Consider the following 21,104-nt stretch of genomic DNA (forward strand, 5'->3'; position numbering starts at 1 on the left):
TTCCATTTTTATAATTAGAACTAGAAACAGATATTTCATCTAAAACAGTAGTATTACCAAAGTTTTGATATTTTGGTTTTTCTATTATGTAAATTATGCTATCTTCTTCGATAGCTTTGAGATTATGTTCTTCTAGTACGCTATTTAGATTACTTAATACCGTACCCCCCCCCGAAACCTAACTTTTTGAGAATCTATACTTTTATCTTTCAGATTATTAGCTTTTGAGATATATGTTACATTATATTTCTTTACTATATTCTCTACTGCTTCTTGCAAACTTATCTCTTTTGCATTTGCAAAAGAACTTCCTAACATCAACGATGTTACAACTGAAATGAAAACTTTGTTTTTCATCTTATATCCTTTGTATTAATTTTGAGAATTTGTTTCTCTATATAGTAAGACGATTTAAATGAAAAAAATGGACAATTTTTACAAAAGAATTTTGAAATTTGTAAATCAGAGTTACTTTTGGTAACAAAAACTACTATTTGTAAATTAAAACTTTTTAATTGTTGTATTGTATTTTATAATTTATTTATTTGATTTTGATATATTAGAAAAATTAAAGATTTTATATTATAAAGTAAGATTTGAATATGATTTAAAATAAGTGGTGCGGATGGAGAGACTCGAACTCTCACACCGTGAGGCACCAGATCCTAAGTCTGGCGTGTATACCAATTTCACCACATCCGCAAAGTGGTACTCCCAGTACGATTCGAACGTACGGCCTACGCCTTAGAAGGGCGTTGCTCTATCCAGCTGAGCTATGGAAGCATAGTAAAAATAAATGGGGTAGATAATGGGGCTCGAACCCACGACCCTCGGAACCACAACCCGATGCTCTAACCAACTGAGCTATACCTACCATAAAATAAATGGTCGGGGCGAGAGGATTCGAACCTCCGGCCCCCTGGTCCCAAACCAGGTGCGCTAACCAGACTGCGCTACGCCCCGACAAACACCTTTTAATTACAAAAAGTGGACGGAATTATATTATATATTTTATCATTTGTCAATAGAAATCAAAGGAAATTTGTAATTTTCTTTAATTTCTATCAAAATTCTTAAAATTGAATCAATCCATCAAGTGGAGAACTAGCACTTGCGTAAGGCTTTTTAGCTATTCTTCCCGCTTTATATCCCATTCTTCCCGATATTACTGCATATTTCATAGCTTGAGCCATCATAATTGGATCTTGAGCACAAGCAATAGCAGTATTTGTCAAAACTGCATCTGCTCCAAGTTCCATACAAATAGCAGCATCACTTGCACAACCAACTCCAGCATCAACAATAACTGGAACATTTACTGCATCTTTTATAAAAGCAACATTATATCTATTTTGAACACCTAAACCACTTCCAATAGGAGCAGCTAAAGGCATAATAGCATCTGCTCCAGCATCTTCAAGTCTTTTAGCAACAATTAAATCATCACTTGTATATGCCATAACTGTAAAACCATCTTTTTTTAATATTTCACAAGCTTTAATAGTTTCAATTACATCTGGATATAAAGTTTTACTAAAATCTCCAATAATTTCAAGTTTTATCAAATCTATTCCCGTTGCTTCTCTCATCAATCTAAAAGTAGTAACAGCTTCATCTGAGTTTTTACATCCCGCACTATTTGGTAAAAATTTGATATTTGTATCTTTGAAATAATCCAATAAATTTTCTTCATTTGGATTTGTAATATTTACTCTTCGTATGGCAACAGTTATAAGTTCACTTCCACTTGCAAGTGTTGCTTCTCTTGTTGTGGCAAAATCTTTGTATTTTCCACTACCAACTATTAACCTACTATTTAATTCATATTTTCCAATTTTTAATATATCACTCATATTGTATTTTCCTTTATAAATTTTAAATAATCTTCACTAATATTTGAAATATCTATCTCGATAATTTCTGGCACATCATAACTATGAAGTTCTAAGATTTTGCTTTTAATTTTAGAAAAATTTACTTTTTTTGTCTTTATATTTAAAAGTGTTTCATTCTGGCAACATAATTTATCTTCCCAATTATATATCGACTCTATTTCAAAAAGTTGAACACAAGCAACAAGTTTAGATTCAAGCAAAGCTTTAGCTATATTTTTTGCTTCATCTTTTGAAGAAAAAGTTGTTTGTATAACTACACAATTCATAATTTCTTTATCTCTTCTATTAATTCTTGAGGACTTAGCGAATAATTATTTTTTGGATAGTTATTTGAAGCCGTTGTATGAGCTAAACTCGCAGTTATACAAGCTTCTAATCTATCATATCCTTGTGCTAAAAGTGAAGCTATTAATCCACTTAATACATCTCCACTTCCACCTTTACTTAAAACTGCTCTTCCAAAGTTATTTATAAATATTTCTTCATTTTGTGCGATTATTACATTTGCACCTTTTAGTAAAAGTACAACTTTTGGATATTTCTTACAAAACTTTTCTACATATAAAAATCTATTATTTTGTAATTCTTCAATAGAAATCTCATCAGTATTTGTAAGTTTTAAAAGTGAGATAAACTCCTTTGGATGTGGAGTTAAGACAACTTTATCATCTAAATATTTTAAAAGTAATTTTTCATAGAACAAATCAGCATCAATAACTTTTAAAATATCTGTTTCTAAAATCTTTTCTATCTCATTTTTTTCATACTCTCCCAATCCCATTCCAATTGCAATAGATGTACAATTTTTACTAATTTTTCTATCTTGCATAATATGATATGGTAAATCTAAATCTTCTTTTGATATTGCAGTTACTAATCCACAGCCAAAAGCAAAAGCTGAATCACAAGAGATAATTCCTGCACCAGTTTTTGTACCAATTATTATATTTGTATGTCCAAATGTTCCTTTATGAGAATTATCTTTATCTCTAAACGGAAGATTTATATCACTTAATTCAAGTAAAAATTTATTTGTTTGTGTTTCATAAATTTCTCTTTGAATTCCTAAATTAGAAACTTGAATATCTCCTATAAAATCTTTTACTACATCACTAAAAAGTGAAAGTTTCAAAGCTCCCATAGTTATAGTAACATCTGCTTTAAAAGCAATATTTTCTATTTGTCCTACATTATTAATTCCGCTTGGAATATCACAAGCAATTTTAAAAGAATTGAAACTATTTAGTTTTGAAATTAAGGTTTTACTATTTTCATCTAAAGATCTATTTAATCCTGTTCCAAATAAACAATCAATCAAAATATCTGCTTCAAAAAGTTTTTCAGATATTGTGATATCTAAACTTTTTATTCTTTCATATTGGATTTTTGCCATAGAAGATTTTGGCTCATTTGCTAAGTATATTTTTATATCGAATTTTTTATATAAAAGTCTAGCTAATGCTAAACCATCTGCTCCATTATTTCCACTTCCACAAATAATTAAAATCGTACTATTTTTTTTAAAGTTATTTTCTATATAAGTATAAATAGAGAAAGCTGCATGTTCCATCAAAATATCTTCAGTTAAAAAAAACTTTTCATAAGATCTTTTATCTAAACTATTTACCTCATCAAATATTTTTTGCATGAGCCTTCTCCTATTAATTTTTAGTTTTTAAATTTCCATCCATTATCAACTAAAATTATTCTGATTTTATCTTTTAAATCACCTTGTATTTCTATGCTCTCATCTTTTATTGAACCACCACATGCAAGTTGAGTTTTAAGCAATTTCAAAATATCTTTTCTCTTTTCATCTTCAATTTGAAATTTTCCAATTGTTGTAACTGGTTTTCCATTTCTCTTTTCAAAACCAAAAACTAATTGGTGTTGATTTTTTGGTAAAAGAGTTTTTTCATCCTTTTTAGGCTTTTTTTTATCTTCTTTTTTTGTATCAAAATGTTCACCATCAAGTTTTGCACCAAGCCCTAAAGCCAATTTACTTGCTAAACTCATCTATATCTCCTTTACTCTCGTTTTTATATCTATTTCGTTTACTTTTACAAAATCTCTTATTTTATATTGTTCAACTGCAACTCTTCCTATCATAGCTGCATTATCTGAACAATACTTTAATTCGCTTAAATATAATTTTACACCAAAATCAAAACAAAGCTTTTCAATTTGGCTTCTTAAATATATATTCGCACTTGCTCCTCCAACTATTGCAAAATTTTTAGGAGCTTTTTGTTTAAAAAGTTTTTTTAATTTTTGCAAGATATGAGCTGAAGCAGTTTTTTGAAAACTTGCACAAATATCATATTTATCTTGCTCTTCTAAATTGGTGCGTTCTAAATCCTCAACTTTCAATCTAACTGCATTTTTAAGTCCAGAATAACTAAATTCAATCTTAGGGCTTTGAGAAAGGGGAATTGGTAAATCGAATCTATTACTATCTCCTTTTTGTGCATATTTTTCTACTATTGGACCACCAGGGTATCCGAGACTTAGCATTTTAGAAACTTTATCAAAACTCTCTCCAAAACTATCATCTATCGTAGTTGCTAATACTTTCATATCATTTAAACTATTTGCTTCTATTATCTGTGTGTGTCCACCAGATACAAGTAAAACAGTTATTGGCAATATTTCCTTTTTTTCAATAAAAAGAGAGTAAATATGCCCCTTTAAATGATTTACAGCAATAAGTGGAAGATTCAAAGAGATACTCAATGCTTTTGCCATAGATACACCTTCAGTTAAAGTTACACTAAGTCCTGGTGAATTTGTAACAGCAATAGCTTTTAATTGTGAAAAATATTCTTTACACTCTTCAAGGATTTTAGGTAGTGCTTCAATATGTAATCTAGCTGCAAGTTCTGGAACAACTCCACCATAGATACTATGTTGTAGTTCTTGAGATATTTTTTTATGAAAAATCAGTTCTAAAGTATCTATTTTTGTAATAGAAATAGAGCTATCATCACATGAACTCTCAATCGCTAGTATCATATATTATCCTTGTTTTTCACAAACTTCTTCTCTTTTTATCCAATCAAGAGCACAATCAAGTTTCCCAAATCCGGCACTTGGATTTATATGTCCAGCATTTTCCATAATCTTCATACCAATATTTAATTTACTTTGCAAAGATATTGCCTCTTCCAAACTCATATATGGATCATTTGTAGAACAAGCCATTATAATCTCTTTTGCTCTTAAATTTTTTGACTCAGGATAAGGAAAAAATGTTTTTGCTTCTTTTAATTCTTCATTTCTTACAGGAGCAACTAACATAAGTTTATCAAGTTCTATATCAAGTTCATCGCAAATATGAAACCATAAAATATTTGCTAAAGAGTGACAAACAATAATATCTGGTTTAAAGTGATCTATCTCTTTTTTTACAAAAGTTTTCCACTCTTGTAAGTTTGGACTATTTTTATTTGGAAGTTCAGGAAAAGATACAATATAGTTCTCTTTAATTAAATCTGAAGCTAAATGACTTTGCCAATGTGGATATTCACTTCCACTAAGTCCATGAAGAATTAATACTCTTTTACTCATATTTTATTCCTTACAAATAATATCAAACTTTCCTCTTTTAAGTCTATCTTCTATACTATTATCAAATATTTCTATACTTATTTTGTAATCTTCTTTAAAAACTAATCCTACAAAATCTTTATGTGGTTTTGTTTCATTTGAAGTTGGATTTTGTTCTTTCCACTCTTCAAATTTTTTCTCATACAAATTCAACATATCTTTTTCAAATTTTGTTCTAGTATAAATTAAATATATAACTAGCACTATTAAAATTCCAAAAGGTATAAGTAAATCAAGCCCCACAATAATTTCTCACTTCTTTATCTATTCGAAAAATATCATCTATTGAATTTGCTTTTATATCGTAAAATTTTTCTAAAGCTTTTATTGTTATTTTTGAAATGTCTAAAAACCCTATTTTTCCATTTAAAAATTTTTCAACTGCAACTTCGTTTGAAGCATTTAAAATAACTCCTAAATCAAGATTATTCAATATCTCATTTTTATATTCCCAAAGGGGATATCTTTCTTGTTCAATTTTTTGAAACTCAAAAGAACCAACTTCTACTAAATCAACTGGTTTTAAAATCTCCTCATCAACTTTTCCTAAAATTGCATAAGCTATTGGAAGTTGCATAGAAGCATTAGCTATATGAGCTGTTGTACTTCCATCTTTAAAATTTACCAAAGCATGAATAAGTGATTTTCTTTCAATTATTGCATCAATCTTATTTGTATTAAAAAGCCATGCTGCTTCTATCAACTCAAATATTTTATTTGTCATTGTTGCACTATCTATTGTTATTTTATTTCCCATTTTCCAATTTGGATGATTCAAAGCCTCTTTAATAGAAACATTTTTTAAATTTTCTAGTGGATAATCTCTAAAAGAACCACCACTTGCAGTTATTGTCATAGATTCTATTTCTTTATCTTGAAGTAAATACCAAAGCCCAAAATGCTCACTATCTATCGGACTTAACTTTTCTTGATTTATAAATTTCCCAGCAACAACCAAAGACTCTTTATTTGCTAAAGCTACTTTTTTACCACATTCTATTGCTTTTAAAGTTGGTTTAAGACCTAAAAATCCAACCAAAGCATTTACAACAGTTTGGGATGAACTATTTTCAATAGCTTCCAAAATTGCTTCTTCTCCAAAAGTTACATTTGTGTGATTTACAAATTTTATATCACTTTCAAAACCAACTACAACTTTTTTTGGATTGAACTCTTTTATTTGTTGATTTAGTAGCTCTATATTTCTTCCAGCTACTAGAACTTCAACATTGAGATTATATTTTTTTGCTATTGCTAAAGTATTAACTCCTATAGAGCCTGTACTTCCAAGCAATATCAAATAATTATCCTTAATAACACAAGCATAACTATGGCCCCAAATAAATATCCATCAACTCTATCTAAAACTCCACCATGACCTGGTAAGATGCTTCCACTATCTTTAACTCCAGCTTCTCTTTTTAAATAACTTTCATACAAATCACCAAAAACTGATGATAAAGAAACAATAGCAGAAACTATAATAGCTCCTAGAATTCCTATATCATTTATAGAAGTTAATGTTCCTAAAATAACTGCAAGTACCATACCACCTATAACACCTTCTAAAGTTTTATTTGGGCTTGTTTCACAAAATTGAGTTTTACCAAATGCTTTTCCTGCAAAATATGCCCCTGTATCAGTAGCAGCAACTATCATTAAAAGCCAAAATAGTACCATAACTCCAAATTCGCTATAAAGTGCCATTAAAAATACAAATGAAGCTGTCGGATAAAACAATGGTAAAAACATTTTTTTATCAAGTTTTCTTTTATACGCAAGTTGAGAAGCATATCCTAAAGCAACGATAAATATAAGATCGACAGGCATTGGATAAAAATATACAGCTATCCAAAGTAAAGCAATATAAATATATATGCTATTTCCTTCTAACTTATATAAATCTTTTGCTTCTGAGATTGCTACCATAAGCACAATTCCAAACACTAACCAAAATAGAAAATATGAATCTATATATGCAATTATTAAAAAAAGTATAAACATAACAAGTGCTGTTTTAACTCGTGTAGATAAACCACCTAAAATTTCTAACATATCAAACCCTTAATTTTTTGTATATAATATTAACATTTTTTATCTTTGTTATTTGTAAATAATTTTTATCTCCTATTTTAATACTCTTGTTTATGTTTCATAGATTCTTTTTTATGGAAAATTTTACTAGTAATGCCACTTTTTATAGTAACTAATGAAAATATTATTTCATTTTCTGATTCACTAATTATGGCTCTATTTTTAGACTCTATTTTCACACCTGCTAAATCAAGTTTTGAAGCACTAATTCTTATTCCATTATCTGATTTTATAATACTTGAAGTTATATTGATTTGTGAATTATAAGAGGTTATAGCAGTATCATTTCCACCTATTTGTGAATCAATTATATAAATATTTGAGTTTTCAACAACCAATTTTTCGATATTACAATTTTGTAAATATAGATTATTTGAATTTACAATTTTTAAATATTTATAACTACAATTTTTTAATAATCCTTTATTATTATTTAACTCCCTATTTATATTGTTCATAGGTTTAAAAGTTGTTTCTTCTTTTACTATATCTTGTGTTAAAAATATATTCAAATAGTTAAAATACTCATCTTTGGATTCAATTATTGGTACATGACCACTATTTTTTATAATATATAATTTTGAGTTTTCAAGTAAATAATTTAAAATATATCCTGTTCTTAAAGGGGTTATATTATCATTTTCTCCCCATAAAATCATTGTAGGAGTTTTTATTTTGTATATATCAAACCAATTTTCAGTTATAAGTCCTAAAGCAGCTATTGAATTTGGTGTATTTAAAATTTTTTTTCTTATAGTTTCATCTCGTACCATTCCACTTAAATCTTTTGGTAATATAGTTGTTATACTACTTGTGATATTTGATGCAAATTGAGAAATTTGACTATTTAATCCACTTTTATTATTTTCGTCAACAATTTTATTTATTTGTGCTTTTAACATAAACTCACCATAAGCATCTTTATGTAAAACCCCAGCTGAATCGATGATAAAAAGCTTTTTTATCTTATCTTGATACATTGTCGCATATTTTAAACTAATCGCTCCACCCATAGAATGTCCAACTAAATAGAACTCTCTATTATTTAAAAATTTGGAAACTAAAAAGTCTAAAACTTGTGCATACTTTTCTGGTGTATATTCAACATTTTCCTTTGATGATTTTCCAAATCCAGGTAAATCAAAAGTTATAATATAATACTCATTTTTTAGTTTTTCTATACTCTCTTGCCAAATAGTTGAAGCTTCATCACCAAGTCCATGAACAAATATTATAGGTTCTTTTTCTTCATCTCCCACAATATTTATATATACTTGAGAGTTTAAAATAGGCTCTTGAATATAAAACTCTTCTGCAAGTAAAGTTGAAAAACATAAAAGTAATATAAAAACATACTTAATCTTGTAATTTAACAACAAAATTTCCCTTTGCATATATACTATTTTCATAAATTAATTCAAAACTAAATTCGTTTAATGCTCCTAAACTTATCTCTTTTTTTACTCTTATCAAAAATTCTATATTATTTACTTCTTGTAAAAATTCTACCTCTTTTAAAGTAACTAAAAACCCTATTTTTGGTTCTTCTTGATTAAAAGCTGAACTACTTTGAGCTGCAGCTTCAAAAATCATAGATAGAGTCGGAATATTTGGGAACAAACAAGATACATAAGCTATATCATCTTCAATTTTTATTACATCTTCTACAAATCTTATTGGTTTTTGGTGTGGTAAATTCATAATTCAATCTTTACAATATTTTTTTTACTCTTATCAAAATTTTGTGCAAGATACATAATATGTTCAATAGATTTAGGAAAACCTTTTATAGAAATATTACTTAAACTCATATTTTCATCTTCTTTTGAAACTTTAACTTTTAAAGCAACAACACACTCTAAATAATTAATACAAGAGTTTACATCTTCAATATTAGAAATATTTAAAGTTTCACTACAAACTAAAATAAGTTCATCATTATCTAAAGCTTTAATAGCACCTGCTTTTAAAACCTTTAGTGATGTATTATCTCCGCTTGATACAGTTAATATCTCATTTTTATTCTTCTTTAAAATAGAAGCGTATGAAACAGCTGTATTATAAACAGAATTTTGAAAATCTGTTGGAGACAAAATATCATCATTTAAAATAGATTTTAAAATATTTGCAGATGATAAAAGCTCTCCAAAAGAGCTTCCATAAATGATTCTATGATTATTAACTTCCAATTTTGATAAAGCTTCAATTACCAACTTTGACGCTTTTGTTAATCTTCTTCTAAAAACCATTTGAGGAACTAATTCTTTTGTATTTAACTCTTTTACTTCATCTTTATCAAAAAGATAAAAGGTATCTAAAATTTCTAAATTAATATTCATAAGGAATTCCAAATATTAAAGATGTATTATTACCACCAAAAGCAAAAGAATTACTCATAGTATATTTTATATTTTGTTTTTTATTTTCTAAAGAATAGTTGATACCATCTATTTCTATTTCAATTAATCCTTTATTTGTAGGAATTGTCTGATTTTTTAAAATCATACAACAAATAATAGCTTCTATTGCACCAGCAGCTCCTAAAGTATGCCCCGTAATTGATTTTGTTGAACTAATTTTTGGTTGAATATCTTTAAATAAAGTTTTGATAGCAGTTAATTCCGAAAAATCATTTGCATAAGTTCCCGTTCCATGAGCATTTATATATGAAATATCTCTTGTATTTAACTTAGCATTTTTTAAAGCACTTTTCATGGCTTCCATTGCACCTAAACCATCTGGATGTGGTTGTGTCATATGATGAGCATCTGAGCTATATCCAACTCCTAAAAACTCTACTGAATTTTCTTTTTCAGTATCTTGCAAAAGTATCAAACCAAATCCTTCTGCTACATTCATACCCTCTCTATTTTTATCAAAAGGGGTGCAAATGTTTGAAGATAATACACTTAAAGATCTAAATCCACAAACTGTTGTAAATGATAAAGCATCTATTCCTACAACTAGAATATTTTTATAAACACCCTTGTTTATACACTCTTTTGCATATCCCAAAGCATTTGCACTTGAAGTACAGGCTGTTGAAAAAGATATATCATCGTAAAAATTGAAGTTTTTTTTTAAAAAATCTGCTACTGAATCTATTGGGTGTTTTTTATAATCTATATTTTTATAGTTTTTATCTTTAAAATAAACTCTTTCTGTCTCATTCATACCACCAACACTAGAACCAACGACTAAAAGTGTTTGTGAGAAATCTTCTAAATTTGTATTTTCTAAAAGCTTTTTTAATCTTTGAACCAAAAGTTCATTTAAACTAATGTCTGTTTTTATTTTTCCTATTGCAACAGTTTGTTCTTTTACAAAATTTGTATCTAAAGATATACAATCTTTTTTCTCTAAAATTGATTCAAAAAGCTCTTCTGGATTATTTCCAGCACAACAAACTGTATCAAAATAGTTGATAAAAGCTCTATTTTGCATTCACTTCACTATCAATTAAAGAAACTAAAGCATCGATTTTTTGTTTAGTATTTTTTACAAAATAATTACTTTCATCCCACACATATCCAGATAATATAGATGCAATAGATTTTTCTATTTGTTTTGATTTATTTGGAGCATAAAATATTTTTCGCAGTTTTCCTTCATACCAAGCATAAACAAACTCTCTAAAAACGTTTATTCCAATCATCATATAATCTTCATAATCTTTTTTCCAATTTACTTCTTCACCATTCAATTCTTTTATAATTAAAGAAGCAACTTTAGAAGATGATTCTAAAGCTAAAGTAACCCCTGAAGAAAATACTGGGTCTAAAAACTCAGTAGCATTTCCACTTAAAGCATAACCTTTTCCATACATCTTTTTAATTGCCGCTGAGTAACCATTTATAATTCTTACAGGGGCTACTTGTTTTGCATTTTTATATTTTTCTTTTAGGTACTTATGCTCATTTATCTGTTTTAATAAAAATTCTTCTTTAGAAAGATTTGTATCTAAAAAATAACTCTCTTCGCAAACTATTCCAATAGAAGTCACTCCATCACTAAAAGGAATACCCCAAAACCAAGCTTTGTTATCATCATGAATAACAATATCTATGAAACCTTCTTTATCTTTATCTCTTCTTGTTTCTCCAGTCATTCTAGTTAAAATTGCATTTCTTAATTTTAAATCTGATGGGATATCTAAATCTAAAAGTTTTGGTAAAACTCTTCCGTAACCAGAAGCATCCAATACAAATCGTGTTTTGTATACAATTTTATTCCCATTTTCATCTTCTGCTATGATTTCATTTTCTTCATTATTATAATCTACAACTTCAATTTTGTGTATTACATCTGCTCCATATTTTTTTGCCGTTTCTAATAACACATTATCAAATTCTTCTCTTTTTACCTGAAAACTTGTTCCCCATTTTTGTCCTAGATTATTCCTAAAATCTATTATTTCTTCTTCTTTTTCTTCATTTATAAATATAGCACCTGGCTTTAACATAAACCCTTGTTTTTCTATATCATTAATAATTCCAATTTCATCAAGAATCTGATTACACTTTGGAAGCAACGATTCACCAATTACAAATCGAGGAAACTCTAACTTTTCTAAAATTATTACATTAAATCCAGCTTTTAATAATTTTATTGCTGCTATAGAACCACTAGGTCCTCCACCTATTATTAGTACATCATAATTTTTCATTGATTTATTTTCTGCTATTATTTATGTATTCTAGTAAATTGCTAGCTGATGAAAAAATAGTTTTATAATCAGCACTATTACTTATTTTTACACCATACTCTTTTTCAATAATTAAAACTAACTCGATAGAATCAACTGAATCTAATCCCAATCCCTCTTCTCCAAAAAGTGGTGAATTATCTTCTATATCTTTAATGCTCATATCTTCTAATTTTAAACTATCAATTAACTTTTGTTTAAAATCATCTATCAAAATAGCCATATCTATATTTCCTTATCTACACTATAATTTTAAGTATCAATTGTACTATCTTTTCTCTTAAAAAAATAACTATTAAGTAAAGATATTATAAAATGCGTAAAAAATTATACATGGTAAGCTACATTTTGAAAAATCTATTTAAAATATTAGAAAAAAAAGAAGATGAATATATAATTGAATTAACAAATAAAGATCATGAAGTATTTAAAGCTCATTTCCCAGATAATAAGCTTTTACCAGCATTTCTTCAAATAGATATCATTGCAAATATTTTAGAACATAAAATAAAAAGAATCCAAAAAGCAAAATTTCTATCTATAATCAAACCTAATGATAAAATAAAATATTGTATACATACAAATGATAATAACTCTTATAAAATAGTTATCAAAGGATTATTAAATAATAAAATCAGTGAGTTTACTTATGAAATTTAAAAATATTATTGCTGTTGTTCCAACTTTAAACAATGACTCAACTATACAAAAAGTTGTAGATGATATTTTATCTTACAATCTAAAAGTCATTGTTGTAGATGATGGTTATACAAATCCTGTATCGAATATTTTAAAAGAAAATGAAAATTTGGTTATTATTCGTCATGAAAGAAACAAAGGCAAAGGTGAAGCCATTTTAAGTGGAGCTAAAAAAGTAAAAGAGTTAGGGTATGACTATTTTGTCTGTCTTGATGGAGATGGACAACATATGGCAAGTGAGATAAGCAAACTTCAAAAAGCTATCACAAAAGAGAATCAAATAATTATTGGTGCTAGAAATTTTGATATTTCAAATGTTCCAAATGGTTCCAAATTTGGAAGATGGTTTAGTAATTTTTGGGCTTGTTGGGATACTGGATTTAAAATAACAGATTCTTTATCAGGATTTAGAATTTATCCTGTTTCTATATTAAATTTTCAATATAAAACTTCAAAATTTGATTGGGAAATGGAAGTTATTATAAAACATGCATGGGCTAGAAATGAGATTTTAGAAACTTCTATAGAGTGTTATTATCCTAAAGCTGAAGATAGAGTAAGTCATTTTAGAAAATTTGAAGATACTATGGCAATAGTTTGGGTTCATGTTCAAATGCTTCCTATCAAATGGGCAAATATGTTTTTTAATCTATTTAGAAAAGTTAAAAAATAATGGCAACTATTCAAAGAGGAAGTGGTTGGAGTATAAAATTAGTTTTTACTCTATATAAATTTTTTGGATATAAATTCACATATTATTTGATGTATCCTGTAACATTTTTCTATTTTATTTTTGCAACAAATGTGTATAGAGATTTAAAAATATATTATGAAAAACTACATATACCTTTTACAAAAAAAGTTTATTATAATCATCTTTTTATGTTTGCTATTTGTATGGTTGATAGATTTATATCAAAATATGACTGCAATTCTTATAATTTTACTTATGAGAATAAAGAATTAATTAAAGAACAAGTTGATAATGGTTCTATTTTACTTTTATCTCACTTTGGTGGTTGGTCTGTAACAAATTGTAAAACACTATCAACTAATAATATCAATGTGGTTATGAAAGAGGTTATTTTGGAAAGTATTAAAAAAATAGAAAACTCTATTAATAGCCCACTAAAAAATATCAATATTATAGATCAAAGTGCAAATCCAATTGAAGTTTCAATAAAAATTGCAAATGCCATCTCAAATAAAGAGTGCGTTGCTTTTATGGCTGATAGAGCAGTTGATCCAAAATTTTCACAAAAAGTAGAGTTCTTAGGAGAGTTAGCATCTTTTAATACAAATCCATTTAAGGTAGCTTATAAAACAAAAACTCACATAACACTAGCATTTGTAATAAATATTGGTTTACAAAGTTACTTAATAAAAGCAAAAGAAATTAAAATGGATTTTAGTTTAAATGAAAAAAGTGCTGTTACAAACTCTTTAATTGAATATGTAAAAAATTTAGAAGATATTGTAAAAAAATATCCAAACCAATGGTTTAACTTATATAATTTTTGGGGAAATAAATGAATTTGAAAATAGATGAAAGATATATAACTTTAAATGATATTATCAATAGTCAAAAAATAGAGATTTCAAAAGATAAAAACTTTGAAATAAAAATAGAAGAAACTCACAATTTTTTAATAGATGAAATAAAGAATGGAAAACCAATTTATGGTATTACAACTGGTTATGGGGCAAGTGGTAAAAACTATGTAAGTTATGAAGATAGCAAAATTTTACAAACAAATCTTTTTAGATTCCATGGTTGTGGAGTAGGTAAAAAACTATCTTATAAAGTTTGTAAATATGCAACTATTATGAGAACAATATCATTGAGTAAAGCGAAATCTGGTGTTAGTCTAGAGTTACTAAAACATTTAGAACTTCTAATACAAGAAGATATTATTCCAGTTATTCCATCTCAAGGTTCTGTTGGAGCAAGTGGTGATTTAACTCCATTATCATATATAGCTGCTGTTTTAGCAGGTGAGAGAGAAGTTTATTATAAAGATGAAATAAAAGATGTTATGGAAGTTTATAAAGAACTAAATATAACTCCTTATATTTTTAAACCTAAAGAGGCTTTAGCAATTATGAATGGTACAACTATTATGAGTGCCATAGCACTAGCAAGTATTGAAGAGTTTGAAACAATTTTAAACTCTATGGAGAGTTATGTTGCTGGAATGTTTGAAGTTTTATTAGGAGATGATACACCAGTTGATGATTTTGTACATCTTTCAAAACCATTTAGTGGGCAAATTCAAAGTGCAAAGAATATCAAAAGAAAAATACAAGGCTCAAAACTAACTCATGGAAGAGATGATAGATACGATAAATTCTTTGCAGATAATGACTTAAATATCCAAGATAACTACTCTATGAGATGTGCTCCACAAGTTTTAGGAGTAATAAGAGATAATTTAGAGATTTCTAAGAAATGGGTAGAACAAGAGATAAATTCTGTAAATGACAATCCTCTAATCGATGGGGTAAATAAAAGAATATATACTTCTGGAAACTTCTATGGTGGATATGTAGCTCATGCTATGGATACACTTAAAATTTGTGCTGGAAATTTGGCTGATTTACTAGATAAAGAGTTTGCACTTTTGGTTGATCATAAATTTAATCGTGGTTTAGGAGAGAATTTGAAACTTTCAACTGAACCTTTCTATCATGGCTTTAAAGCAATGCAAATAACTCTAAGTTCTTTAAGTGCTGATGTTATTAAAAATACAACGGCTGCTTCCATATTTTCAAGACCTACTGAGTCATTAAATCAAGATAAAGTATCTATGGGAACAACTGCTGCAAATGATTTTTCTAAAATGATTCCTGATTTATACAATATGTTGAGTATTGCATTTATAGGAATGGCTCAAGCTATTGATATAAGAGGAAAAAATTTGGTTTCACCTCATCTAAAAAATATCTATGATGAAATTAGAAAAGATGTAAAACCTCTTTTTGAAGATAGAAGAATGGATATAGATATTGAAGTTTTATATAAATTCATAGAAGATAAAAAGTTTATATGAAAAAAGTATTAGTTACAGGAGCAACAGGAAGTTTAGGACAAGAGATAGTAAAAGAGTATGCAAAGAATGGTTTTTTTGTATATATTCACTTCAATAGCAACGAGCAAAAAGCTCAAAATCTTTTAGAAGAGATAAACAATCAAGGAAAATTAATCTCTTTTGATTTAAAAGATAAAAACTCTATCAAAAATGCTTTAGAAAATATCGAAGTTGATGTTTTGGTAAACAATGCTGGAATTATAAAAGATAATCTATTTTTCTTTATGAGTGATGATGAGTGGGAAGATGTAATCAACACAAATTTAAACTCAAATTTTTATATTACAAAACTAATCTCTAAAAATATGATGGTGAATAAAAAAGGAAGCATAGTAAATATTGCTTCTATTTCTGGAGTTTGTGGAAATGCTGGACAAGCAAATTATAGTGCAAGTAAAGGTGGAGTTATCGCGTTTACAAAATCTTTGGCAATAGAACTTGGTCGTTATAATATAAGAGTAAATGCTCTAGCACCAGCAATTATAGAATCAGAAATGACAAAAGATATAACAAATTTAAAAGAACTAAAAAAAACTATTCCTCTTGGAAGATTTGGAACAGCAAAAGAAGTTGCTATTTGTGCTTATTTTATGGGAGTTGATGCAACTTATATAAGTGGAGAAGTTTTAAATATTAGTGGTGGAATGATAAGATAAAAAATGAACTTAATCATATCTTTAATCTATGCACCAATAGTACTTTTTTCTTTGAAATATTTTGATATAAAAACAGCCTCTATTTATATTTTTATATTCTCATTTTTTTGGTTTTTAGCTAATATCAAAAAAGGTTTCAAAGAGTATGGATTTTCACTTCTTTATATAATCTTTGCACTTTTTGCATATTTAGTTCAAGATAGTCTATTTCTCAAAATAACACCATCCATACTTGCTTTTATCGTAACTTCATTTGTTTTATATTCATATATTACAAAAAACAATTTTGTAATATATTATATTGAAAAATTCAAAAAAGATTTAAACGATGAAGATAAAATATATCTTCAAAACTCAACTTTGTTTTGGTTTTTTGTAGCTCTTACAAATCTAATATTACACCTTTTTATTTTATACTATGACAATATTATAATTTGGACAATATACTCAAGTTTCGCTTGGTATTTTGTATTTATTTTTGGTCTGATTATCCAAATTATTCATAAAAAAATCTATTTCAATAGGAAAAAATATGCCTAAATTTCTTTTATTTTTTATTTTAACTACTTTTGCCTTCTCTTCAAGTATAGATTTTGAAGAAGAAAAATATGTAAATGCCTTGCAAACAAGTGTTTATAAATATGGAAATATCGATATTAAAGATCACATAATAACAGTTTCATATAAAAATCTAAGTTCTTCATATATATTTTATGAAGATTATTTTATCTTAAAAGATAAAGACAATGAACAAAAACTAAGTTATGATGAAAAAGTTGAATTAAGTCTGTTTTATAAACTAATATCTTTTATTTATAAAGATAGAAAAGATAGAGTTGAAGAGTTTTTTAAACTTCAAAATATTGACGAAAATAGTGTATTAATACCAAATGAATATGTTTCAAATGCAATAGAAAAAATAGAGTTTAAAAAAGATGAAAATAGACTAAAATTTTTAAAAATATACTTCAAAAATGAGGATTATATAAAAATTGTTCAAAAGTAGAAATTATATAAATCTATCTATTTTATTGTTACTTATATTTTGTGTTTTTTATTTTAACTCATTTAAAATAATCTCTACAAATATAGAAGCTATTTTACCAAATGGAGAAAAAAAAGAACTCTTAAAAAAGTTTAATGAGTTTCAGATAGGAAAAAAACTCTTTTTATATGTAGATGGACTGGATATAAACTCTTTAAAAAAGATAAAAGAACTTGAAAAAACCCTGATTGAAACAAATAGTTTAACATTGGATACTTTTCAAGTAAATCAAGATTTACAAAAGTATAAAACTGATTTTATATTTTTTACTTCAAAAATAAATGAAAATGAATTAAACAATTTAGATATAAAATCTAAACTAGAAAATCTAAAACAAAAACTTCTAAATTCTGAATTTTTATACAATATTGATAAAAATGACCCTTTAAACCTTTTTATAAAAGAGGAAACTAAACAAAACTTTTTTCTAAAAAATGGTCATTTAGCTATAAAAGATAAAGGTTTTGTATCAATCTTTTCAATAAATAAAGATATAAATAGTATAGATAAATATGAAGAAATTTACAATAAAATCTCTAACTTAGTACAAAATGAAGAAAATATTTTTATATTTTCTTCATTGTTTTATTTTGTAGAAAACTCTCAAATTATAAAATCTGATGTAAATAAAATCATAGTTTTATCATCTGTTTTATTGATACTTTTATACATAATAATTTTAAGAAATATAAAACTACTTTTTAATAGTTTGATAACTTTGGGTTCTTCTATTTTAATTGCCATTTTTATTTTATCTTTTGTATTTGATGAAATATCTATTTTTATTTTAGTCTTTGGAATTTCCGTATCAACAGTAGCAATAGATTATATGTTTCATCACTATGTACATAAAGAGTATGAAAATGGTATAAAATTCAACAAAGATGTATTTTTGGGTATGCTTACTACTGTTGGTTCATTTTTTATAATCTCATTTATAAATTTTGATTTGATAAAACAATTATGTTATTTTACTATCATATCTTTACTCTTTTCATATTTACAATTTGCATTTTTATACCCAATTATTGGCTTTAAATATAGACAAATAGAGTTTTTCACATTTAAAGAATTATCTAAAATACCAAATCTTACAATAATATTTATATCTATTTTATTAATTATTTTATCAATGTACAAATTCAATTTTGACTCAAATTTAAAAAATCTTGATGTTGAAAACAAAAAATTAGATGATTTATTTAGCTTTTTTACAACAAACTTATCTTCAAATCAAAGCACAGCTTTTTTAATAAAAGCAAATTCAATAGATGAACTAATACAAAATTCAAGAAAAATAAAGAATTTAGTAGAAAACTCTTATGCTCCACTATCAAATTTATTGGATGAAAAAGAGTTCTTAGAAAAAAAGAATAGTTTACAAAAAATAGATTTTTCAAAAATAAAATCCGATTTACAAAATGAAGCAAAAGATTTGGGATTTAAAGAAGATTTTTTCAAAAATTCATACAATTTAGAGCAAAATCTTCCAAATTATTCTTTACAATATCTGCAAAATATGGGCTTTGAGATTTTAGAATTTCAAAATAGCTATATTTCATATATCAATATTCCAAATTCAAGTATTGATTTAGTAAAAGATTTAGATTTTATAGAAAATCTAAGCATAAAGTATATGTTTGAAGATAATCTTTTAAAGATAAAAGATAGCCTATTTTTATATGGGAGTTTGACTATTCTATTTATTTTTGGAGTTATTTTATTGACTTATAAAAAGAATACTCTTATATATTTAGCTTTTATATTATTTCCTTTTGCTTGCGTTTTATCTATATCCTTGTTTATAAATTTTAATATTTTGCATATTTTTATGTTATTTATCATACTATCTATTTCTATTGATTATGGCATTTATATAAGCTCTTATAAAAAAGATATCAATACAAATAAAGCCATAGTTTACTCGATTTTGACAACATTTGCTGGATTTGGAGTTTTAATTTTTTCAAATATAAATGCACTATTTTCCATAGGAATAACAGCAACAATAGGAGTTATTGCAATTTTATTTTTATTAATATTTTTAAAAAGGTTTTAAGATGAAACTAAAAATTTATAATGATGACAATACAATAAATGAATATACAATATCAAAAGAGTTGTTTTTTGATAAATCTATAAATAATAAAGTTTCATATATAGCAAGTTCAAGTAAAGAAGCAAATGTTCTTAAAATATTAAAATCCTATTTTAGTGAAGCAAAATCAATACTATTTGACAATACTAATAAAGCACTTTCACAAGAGTTACAAAATCTAAATATTAAAGAATTTGATGAAAAAGAGTATAAGAGTAATATTTTTGATACAAAAGACTTCTCTTTTTTATACTTTACTTCAGGAAGTACAGGATTTCCAACAGCTGCACTTAAAACAAGAGAGAATATTTTTTTGGAAATAGATGATTTAACAACTATTTTAGAAAAATATACTATAAAAAGAGTAATAGTAACTGTTCCATTTATACATATTTATGGTTCTTTATTTGGTCTTTTTTATCCACTTAAACACAATATAGATATTATTTTAAAAGAGCATTTTTTACCAAATGATTTACTAAATTTAATTGATGAAAACTCTTTGGTAGTTACAACTCCATTATACATAAAAGCTTTAAATCAACTAAGTACTAAAAAAGATTTACAAAATTCTATTTTTATATCTTCTACTGCTCCTTTACCTTCCACTGATGCAAAAGAGTTTAAAGATAAATTTAACTCAAATATTATTCAAATTTTTGGCTCAACTGAAACTGGTGGAATTGCTTATAAATACAATGATGAAGAGTTATGGAATGCTCTAAATAGTGTAAAATTAAGCACAGATGTTGACAGTAGGCTCAAAGTAAGTTCACCTTATGTATCAAATATTATTTATGAAAAAGAGTTAAAAAAAACAAATCAAGAGGTACAAACTTTTGATTTTGTAGAAATTTTTGATGATAAATTCAAGCTTATTGGAAGAAGTTCACAAATACTTAAAATTGCAGGAAAAAGATACTCAACTATACAAATAGAAAATATCTTGGAAAAAATAGAAGGTATAAATAAAGCTCTTGTTTTGGTGAACAATAGCGATAGTTTAAGAGGTGAAATTTTAGATATTACTTTAGAAACAAAAAAAATATTTTTGATAAAAGATGTTCAAAATATTTTAAAAAAAGAGTTATCAAATCTTAAATTTTCTATAAATTTGAAATTGACTGATAAATTAAAAGTATCTTCAACAGGTAAAAAACTTGCTATTCAATAGAATACAGCAGTTTAAAGACGATATAAAATACCGCCTTTAATAA

At 26.3% G+C, this 21,104-nt stretch carries 25 protein-coding genes and 4 tRNA genes; 9 read left to right on the forward strand and 20 right to left on the reverse strand.

Going from position 1 to position 21,104, the window contains the following annotated elements; translation table 11 throughout:
- Positions 1–153 precede the first annotated feature (153 nt).
- The 20 genes from CRU91_RS11330 to CRU91_RS11425 all read right to left on the reverse strand — a co-directional run bounded on the left by CRU91_RS11330 (position 154) and on the right by CRU91_RS11425 (position 12,523).
- A complete protein-coding gene (locus tag CRU91_RS11330; protein WP_113895333.1) occupies positions 154–357 on the reverse strand; it encodes a hypothetical protein in 204 nt (67 codons plus the stop codon).
- Between the two features lie 260 nt (positions 358–617).
- Positions 618–702 (reverse strand) — tRNA-Leu (locus CRU91_RS11335).
- 4 nt (positions 703–706) lie between these two features.
- Positions 707–783, reverse strand: a tRNA-Arg gene (locus CRU91_RS11340).
- A 14-nt stretch (positions 784–797) separates the two neighbouring features.
- A tRNA-His gene (locus CRU91_RS11345) sits at positions 798–874 on the reverse strand.
- 11 nt (positions 875–885) lie between these two features.
- A tRNA-Pro gene (locus CRU91_RS11350) sits at positions 886–963 on the reverse strand.
- Positions 964–1,073: 110 nt separating this feature from the next.
- Positions 1,074–1,853, reverse strand: a complete 780-nt coding sequence (locus tag CRU91_RS11355) for a thiazole synthase (protein WP_113895334.1) — start codon at positions 1,851–1,853, stop codon at positions 1,074–1,076.
- Positions 1,850–2,161, reverse strand: a complete 312-nt coding sequence (gene cutA / locus CRU91_RS11360) for a divalent-cation tolerance protein CutA (protein ID WP_113895335.1) — start codon at positions 2,159–2,161, stop codon at positions 1,850–1,852. The genes CRU91_RS11355 and cutA overlap by 4 nt, the downstream gene beginning before the upstream one ends.
- The gene (locus CRU91_RS11365; protein WP_113895336.1) at positions 2,158–3,543 is read right to left on the reverse strand and encodes an NAD(P)H-hydrate dehydratase; all 1,386 of its coding nucleotides are present in this window, start codon (positions 3,541–3,543) and stop codon (positions 2,158–2,160) included. Before CRU91_RS11365 ends, cutA begins: the two co-directional genes overlap by 4 nt.
- A gap of 20 nt (positions 3,544–3,563) precedes the next feature.
- Entirely contained in the window at positions 3,564–3,911 is a 348-nt protein-coding gene (locus CRU91_RS11370; protein WP_113895337.1) for a translation initiation factor, read from the reverse strand.
- Positions 3,912–4,907 (reverse strand): tRNA (adenosine(37)-N6)-threonylcarbamoyltransferase complex transferase subunit TsaD, encoded by a 996-nt coding sequence (gene tsaD / locus CRU91_RS11375; RefSeq protein WP_113895338.1) that lies wholly within the window; start codon positions 4,905–4,907, stop codon positions 3,912–3,914.
- Positions 4,908–4,910: 3 nt separating this feature from the next.
- Positions 4,911–5,462, reverse strand: coding sequence for an RBBP9/YdeN family alpha/beta hydrolase (locus tag CRU91_RS11380; RefSeq protein WP_113895339.1), 552 nt, complete (start codon positions 5,460–5,462; stop codon positions 4,911–4,913).
- Positions 5,463–5,465: 3 nt separating this feature from the next.
- Positions 5,466–5,744 carry a hypothetical protein gene (locus tag CRU91_RS11385; protein WP_113895340.1) on the reverse strand — a complete coding sequence of 93 codons (279 nt, stop codon included), beginning with the start codon at positions 5,742–5,744 and terminating at the stop codon, positions 5,466–5,468.
- Positions 5,734–6,801, reverse strand: a complete 1,068-nt coding sequence (dxr, locus tag CRU91_RS11390; RefSeq protein WP_113895341.1) for a 1-deoxy-D-xylulose-5-phosphate reductoisomerase — start codon at positions 6,799–6,801, stop codon at positions 5,734–5,736. Before dxr ends, CRU91_RS11385 begins: the two co-directional genes overlap by 11 nt.
- Positions 6,798–7,556 carry a phosphatidate cytidylyltransferase gene (locus CRU91_RS11395; protein WP_113895342.1) on the reverse strand — a complete coding sequence of 253 codons (759 nt, stop codon included), beginning with the start codon at positions 7,554–7,556 and terminating at the stop codon, positions 6,798–6,800. The genes dxr and CRU91_RS11395 overlap by 4 nt, the downstream gene beginning before the upstream one ends.
- A 77-nt stretch (positions 7,557–7,633) precedes the next feature.
- Positions 7,634–8,971, reverse strand: coding sequence for an alpha/beta fold hydrolase (locus CRU91_RS11400; RefSeq protein ID WP_222718468.1), 1,338 nt, complete (start codon positions 8,969–8,971; stop codon positions 7,634–7,636).
- The gene (locus CRU91_RS11405) at positions 8,952–9,296 is read right to left on the reverse strand and encodes a hypothetical protein (RefSeq protein WP_113895344.1); all 345 of its coding nucleotides are present in this window, start codon (positions 9,294–9,296) and stop codon (positions 8,952–8,954) included. The genes CRU91_RS11400 and CRU91_RS11405 overlap by 20 nt, the downstream gene beginning before the upstream one ends.
- Positions 9,293–9,934: a beta-ketoacyl synthase chain length factor gene (locus tag CRU91_RS11410; protein ID WP_113895345.1), complete on the reverse strand. Its 642-nt coding sequence runs from the start codon at positions 9,932–9,934 to the stop codon at positions 9,293–9,295. The genes CRU91_RS11405 and CRU91_RS11410 overlap by 4 nt, the downstream gene beginning before the upstream one ends.
- Complete coding sequence (locus tag CRU91_RS11415; RefSeq protein WP_113895346.1) at positions 9,924–11,039, reverse strand: beta-ketoacyl-[acyl-carrier-protein] synthase family protein; 1,116 nt, start codon at positions 11,037–11,039, stop codon at positions 9,924–9,926. Before CRU91_RS11415 ends, CRU91_RS11410 begins: the two co-directional genes overlap by 11 nt.
- The gene (locus CRU91_RS11420; RefSeq protein ID WP_113895347.1) at positions 11,029–12,261 is read right to left on the reverse strand and encodes an NAD(P)/FAD-dependent oxidoreductase; all 1,233 of its coding nucleotides are present in this window, start codon (positions 12,259–12,261) and stop codon (positions 11,029–11,031) included. Before CRU91_RS11420 ends, CRU91_RS11415 begins: the two co-directional genes overlap by 11 nt.
- 4 nt (positions 12,262–12,265) lie before the next feature.
- Positions 12,266–12,523, reverse strand: coding sequence for a phosphopantetheine-binding protein (locus tag CRU91_RS11425; RefSeq protein WP_113895348.1), 258 nt, complete (start codon positions 12,521–12,523; stop codon positions 12,266–12,268).
- Positions 12,524–12,648: 125 nt separating this feature from the next.
- Here CRU91_RS11425 and CRU91_RS11430 point away from each other — a divergent pair, with 125 nt between their 5' ends.
- From CRU91_RS11430 to CRU91_RS11470, 9 genes are read left to right on the forward strand one after another with little or no spacing between them, the layout of a single operon-like run.
- A complete protein-coding gene (locus CRU91_RS11430) occupies positions 12,649–12,960 on the forward strand; it encodes a hypothetical protein (protein ID WP_113895349.1) in 312 nt (103 codons plus the stop codon).
- The gene (locus CRU91_RS11435) at positions 12,950–13,672 is read left to right on the forward strand and encodes a glycosyltransferase family 2 protein (RefSeq protein WP_113895350.1); all 723 of its coding nucleotides are present in this window, start codon (positions 12,950–12,952) and stop codon (positions 13,670–13,672) included. Before CRU91_RS11430 ends, CRU91_RS11435 begins: the two co-directional genes overlap by 11 nt.
- On the forward strand, positions 13,672–14,532 hold the full coding sequence (locus CRU91_RS11440; RefSeq protein WP_113895351.1) for a lysophospholipid acyltransferase family protein: 861 nt from the start codon (positions 13,672–13,674) through the stop codon (positions 14,530–14,532). Before CRU91_RS11435 ends, CRU91_RS11440 begins: the two co-directional genes overlap by 1 nt.
- The gene (locus tag CRU91_RS11445; RefSeq protein WP_113895352.1) at positions 14,529–16,049 is read left to right on the forward strand and encodes an HAL/PAL/TAL family ammonia-lyase; all 1,521 of its coding nucleotides are present in this window, start codon (positions 14,529–14,531) and stop codon (positions 16,047–16,049) included. The genes CRU91_RS11440 and CRU91_RS11445 overlap by 4 nt, the downstream gene beginning before the upstream one ends.
- Positions 16,046–16,744 carry an SDR family NAD(P)-dependent oxidoreductase gene (locus tag CRU91_RS11450; protein ID WP_113895353.1) on the forward strand — a complete coding sequence of 233 codons (699 nt, stop codon included), beginning with the start codon at positions 16,046–16,048 and terminating at the stop codon, positions 16,742–16,744. Before CRU91_RS11445 ends, CRU91_RS11450 begins: the two co-directional genes overlap by 4 nt.
- Positions 16,745–16,747: 3 nt before the next feature.
- Positions 16,748–17,284 carry a hypothetical protein gene (locus CRU91_RS11455; protein WP_113895354.1) on the forward strand — a complete coding sequence of 179 codons (537 nt, stop codon included), beginning with the start codon at positions 16,748–16,750 and terminating at the stop codon, positions 17,282–17,284.
- On the forward strand, positions 17,277–17,750 hold the full coding sequence (locus CRU91_RS11460) for a hypothetical protein (protein ID WP_113895355.1): 474 nt from the start codon (positions 17,277–17,279) through the stop codon (positions 17,748–17,750). The genes CRU91_RS11455 and CRU91_RS11460 overlap by 8 nt, the downstream gene beginning before the upstream one ends.
- Positions 17,737–19,848 (forward strand): MMPL family transporter, encoded by a 2,112-nt coding sequence (locus CRU91_RS11465; protein WP_113895356.1) that lies wholly within the window; start codon positions 17,737–17,739, stop codon positions 19,846–19,848. Before CRU91_RS11460 ends, CRU91_RS11465 begins: the two co-directional genes overlap by 14 nt.
- Before the next feature lies 1 nt (position 19,849).
- Positions 19,850–21,061: an AMP-binding protein gene (locus tag CRU91_RS11470; protein WP_113895357.1), complete on the forward strand. Its 1,212-nt coding sequence runs from the start codon at positions 19,850–19,852 to the stop codon at positions 21,059–21,061.
- Positions 21,062–21,104: the final 43 nt, after the last annotated feature.

It is taken from the genome of Aliarcobacter vitoriensis, from assembly GCF_003316695.1.
In the GTDB taxonomy this organism is placed as follows: Bacteria; Campylobacterota; Campylobacteria; order Campylobacterales; family Arcobacteraceae; genus Aliarcobacter; species Aliarcobacter vitoriensis.

Excerpts from the sequence above, each read along its gene's own strand:
- CRU91_RS11415 (WP_113895346.1), bottom strand. The coding sequence starts at position 11,039 with ATGCAAAATAGAGCTTTTATCAACTATTTTGATACAGTTTGTTGTGCT.
- CRU91_RS11395 (WP_113895342.1), bottom strand. The coding sequence starts at position 7,556 with ATGTTAGAAATTTTAGGTGGTTTATCTACACGAGTTAAAACAGCACTT.
- CRU91_RS11435 (WP_113895350.1), top strand. The coding sequence starts at position 12,950 with ATGAAATTTAAAAATATTATTGCTGTTGTTCCAACTTTAAACAATGAC.
- CRU91_RS11425 (WP_113895348.1), bottom strand. The coding sequence starts at position 12,523 with ATGGCTATTTTGATAGATGATTTTAAACAAAAGTTAATTGATAGTTTA.
- tsaD (WP_113895338.1), bottom strand. The coding sequence starts at position 4,907 with ATGATACTAGCGATTGAGAGTTCATGTGATGATAGCTCTATTTCTATT.
- CRU91_RS11380 (WP_113895339.1), bottom strand. The coding sequence starts at position 5,462 with ATGAGTAAAAGAGTATTAATTCTTCATGGACTTAGTGGAAGTGAATAT.
- CRU91_RS11405 (WP_113895344.1), bottom strand. The coding sequence starts at position 9,296 with ATGAATTTACCACACCAAAAACCAATAAGATTTGTAGAAGATGTAATA.
- CRU91_RS11440 (WP_113895351.1), top strand. The coding sequence starts at position 13,672 with ATGGCAACTATTCAAAGAGGAAGTGGTTGGAGTATAAAATTAGTTTTT.
- cutA (WP_113895335.1), bottom strand. The coding sequence starts at position 2,161 with ATGAATTGTGTAGTTATACAAACAACTTTTTCTTCAAAAGATGAAGCA.
- CRU91_RS11455 (WP_113895354.1), top strand. The coding sequence starts at position 16,748 with ATGAACTTAATCATATCTTTAATCTATGCACCAATAGTACTTTTTTCT.
- CRU91_RS11410 (WP_113895345.1), bottom strand. The coding sequence starts at position 9,934 with ATGAATATTAATTTAGAAATTTTAGATACCTTTTATCTTTTTGATAAA.
- CRU91_RS11420 (WP_113895347.1), bottom strand. The coding sequence starts at position 12,261 with ATGAAAAATTATGATGTACTAATAATAGGTGGAGGACCTAGTGGTTCT.
- CRU91_RS11330 (WP_113895333.1), bottom strand. The coding sequence starts at position 357 with ATGAAAAACAAAGTTTTCATTTCAGTTGTAACATCGTTGATGTTAGGA.
- CRU91_RS11365 (WP_113895336.1), bottom strand. The coding sequence starts at position 3,543 with ATGCAAAAAATATTTGATGAGGTAAATAGTTTAGATAAAAGATCTTAT.
- CRU91_RS11450 (WP_113895353.1), top strand. The coding sequence starts at position 16,046 with ATGAAAAAAGTATTAGTTACAGGAGCAACAGGAAGTTTAGGACAAGAG.
- CRU91_RS11470 (WP_113895357.1), top strand. The coding sequence starts at position 19,850 with ATGAAACTAAAAATTTATAATGATGACAATACAATAAATGAATATACA.
- CRU91_RS11445 (WP_113895352.1), top strand. The coding sequence starts at position 14,529 with ATGAATTTGAAAATAGATGAAAGATATATAACTTTAAATGATATTATC.
- CRU91_RS11460 (WP_113895355.1), top strand. The coding sequence starts at position 17,277 with ATGCCTAAATTTCTTTTATTTTTTATTTTAACTACTTTTGCCTTCTCT.
- CRU91_RS11355 (WP_113895334.1), bottom strand. The coding sequence starts at position 1,853 with ATGAGTGATATATTAAAAATTGGAAAATATGAATTAAATAGTAGGTTA.
- CRU91_RS11370 (WP_113895337.1), bottom strand. The coding sequence starts at position 3,911 with ATGAGTTTAGCAAGTAAATTGGCTTTAGGGCTTGGTGCAAAACTTGAT.